General features: G+C 47.6%; 3 protein-coding genes and 1 pseudogene. 1 reads left to right on the forward strand and 3 read right to left on the reverse strand.

What is annotated here, in order from left to right; translation table 11 throughout:
• Window positions 1-98: 98 nt before the first annotated feature.
• Window positions 99-359: pseudogene (locus Q0991_RS08885) on the reverse strand (transcriptional regulator); the annotation flags it as partial.
• A 24-nt stretch (window positions 360-383) separates the two neighbouring features.
• Window positions 384-839, reverse strand: a complete 456-nt coding sequence (locus Q0991_RS08890; RefSeq protein ID WP_299487516.1) for a protein tyrosine phosphatase family protein — start codon at window positions 837-839, stop codon at window positions 384-386.
• Window positions 840-1,036: 197 nt separating this feature from the next.
• Here Q0991_RS08890 and Q0991_RS08895 point away from each other — a divergent pair, with 197 nt between their 5' ends.
• Window positions 1,037-1,909, forward strand: coding sequence for a LysR family transcriptional regulator (locus Q0991_RS08895; protein ID WP_299487517.1), 873 nt, complete (start codon window positions 1,037-1,039; stop codon window positions 1,907-1,909).
• 274 nt (window positions 1,910-2,183) lie between these two features.
• On the opposite strand, the gene Q0991_RS08900 is transcribed toward Q0991_RS08895, so the two are convergent.
• Window positions 2,184-2,526, reverse strand: a 343-nt coding sequence (locus Q0991_RS08900; protein WP_299487519.1) for an SDR family oxidoreductase, incomplete at its 5' end; no start/stop codon positions are given.

The raw sequence follows: 2,526 nt of genomic DNA on the forward strand, positions 1-2,526 counted from the left end.
AAGGGGTCTTGCTGAAACCTGTAGCCATGGGAAACCCTTTTAACAGAATGGAGTTCCATAGCATATTAACGCCTCATTTTTCTTGCGCTTACCCTGGCAGGTTCATAGTCAATCACTCTGCCAATGACCATAGTGTTGAGCCACTCGCGGACATATCGCTCTTGCAGCCCCGCCACATCGGCAATCTCTTGGCTGGTGGACGGGGGAAGGTTTGCCAGCGTATCGAACAAGCCCGTGCGATGACCAATGGAGGTCATAAGTGAGATCGCACCACCATTGAGCATCCCGAGCAGTTGCTCAGCAAAGACCTCGGCTTTATTCTTATCAAAAGATTGAGCACTTGGGGTAATGGTTGTCATCGGTTTCTCCTTGCCAAAAGTGTATTAGGGCTGATGGTGAGCCATGGCCTGTTGTATAAATCGTTGCCAGATCGCATTCGGTTGCCAAATCCTGTTTAAGTCTCGCTGGGCTGTAGCCTCATCAGCCCCACCTTTAAGGCGACGATAGAGATACATAAAGGCTGAAACCCGCTTATTCGCAGCACAATGCACAAAGACCTTGCTTGTTTGATTGACATCCATCACTTGGAAAAACCGCTGTAAATTCGCTATGGTAGGCTGCTCCCAGATCACGGGAATGTTGATATAATCCATGCCCTGAGACTCAACCGTTTCTTGCTCATCGGGTAGCGCATGATCTGAGGTCGGCAACGCCAGATTAATAACTACTTGATAGCCCTGCTTGGCAATCGTCTCAAACTGTGTTTCTGTGGGTTGTCCGGCAGTGGCAATTTGATCTGACAACGGTAGGAAGTTATTGATTGATGTTAATGCGTTCATCGTCATGGCTCCCTAAAGACAAAAAGACTATTATTTTTTCTTTCCCTAAACCCTCAGTGGGCATTGAGTGATGGTCATTGCTAGTTACCTTCAGTTCCAACTGTCCTTAGCCTATGCCCCCTTTTCATGGGAATCAAAAGGTAATGTGTATGATTCTATAAATGCTGTTTATAGCAACTGAAAGAGGAGGTTTCAGCATGAAACTCTTTCAACTTCGAGCCGCCCTCGCTGTGGCAGATTGGGGAAACTTCAGTGAGGCTGCTCTCCAGTTGGAGCTGTCCCAACCCGCGGTGAGCCATGCGATCACCACCCTTGAAGATGAGTTGGGCGTCCCTCTCTTTATCCGCGGGCGCAGAGGGGCAACGCTCACACCCGCCGGGACCGAAATTTTGGCCCATGCCCATCAAGTCTTGAATCACCTCGAACAGATGCAAGCAGAAGCCCACCGACAACGAGGTCTCCAAGGGGGAACCGTCCGAATCGCAACCTTTCGGAGTGCAGCCACCCATATCTTGCCCAAAGCGATCGCCCAGTTTCGACGGAGTTTTCCCAATATCCATGTCACGATGCTTGAGCGTCCAGACAATTTTGTGATTGAACAATGCTTGAGAGAGGGGCAAGCGGATTTAGGGGTAACGTTTTTGCCCACCAGCAATGACTTTGATGTTTGGGAATTGCTTCAAGATGAATATTTAGTTTTAATGCCACCCCATCAGTCTTTACCACAGCCCATTACTTGGAAAGACATAGGTGCCTTTTCCCCCATACAACTAACTGATGCGCCTTGTTCCCGATCGCTTCAACATCACCTGCAAAAATTCGCCCCATCCCTGGAAACGATTGAGACGCTTCAAGAAGACTCAACTCTTGTCAGTATGGTCTCACAGGGGTTGGTGCCTGCTATTTTACCAAGGTTAGCCGCTGAGCCGATTCCACCTGAAATTACGGTGCATCCTTTGCCTGACCCCTATGCCCGCAAGATTGGGATAGCCATGCGCTCTAATTCGCTATATATTCCTGCTGTTTATGCCTTTCTCGATCTTCTGAAACAAACGGTATCTAAAAAATAATTCTGCAGCTTAAACCCATATAACCTGGTTGACTGACAAAAGTTATGACATGTATCAGTCAAATCGTTTCCAGTAATAGCGTGTAGCGATTGTCAACATGATTTGGGAGCCAGCATCATTAGATTGCGCTTGAATCAAAATCGGGTAACAGTATCAGGATCGATCAAGGTATTCTGAAGGCTTCTTGTCACCCCTCTGGATTGACCCTCCGCATGATTTCAACTCCAAACAATATGACGAATGACAATCTCAGCACCTCAGAACTGACACTTTCCTACGTTCTGCAAATGGAAACGCCACCATCTACCAGCAATGCAGTCCCTGTCGTAAAACTTGAAGCGTCTGAGGCAAGATATAGTGCTGATTTCGCAATTTCTTCTGGTAAAGCTATTCTCTTTAATGCATGAATATTTTTAACAAATTCAACAATTTCTGGCTTGTTTGCATCGGCCTGACCCATAGGCGTATCTGTACCTCCAGGTAACAGTGCATTCACCCGGATACCTCTCGCACCAAACTCAGTTGCCAAGGCTTTGGCAAGGCCGATCATGCCAGCCTTACTGGCGGCATAGGCTGCTTTTTGGGGCATGCCAACGGTATAACCCACAAATGATGAG

Origin of the sequence: Acaryochloris sp. IP29b_bin.137 (assembly GCF_028285745.1) — a bacterium.
Taxonomy (GTDB): domain Bacteria; phylum Cyanobacteriota; class Cyanobacteriia; order Thermosynechococcales; family Thermosynechococcaceae; genus Acaryochloris.

Excerpts from the sequence above, each read along its gene's own strand:
- Q0991_RS08890 (WP_299487516.1), bottom strand. The coding sequence starts at position 839 with ATGAACGCATTAACATCAATCAATAACTTCCTACCGTTGTCAGATCAA.
- Q0991_RS08895 (WP_299487517.1), top strand. The coding sequence starts at position 1,037 with ATGAAACTCTTTCAACTTCGAGCCGCCCTCGCTGTGGCAGATTGGGGA.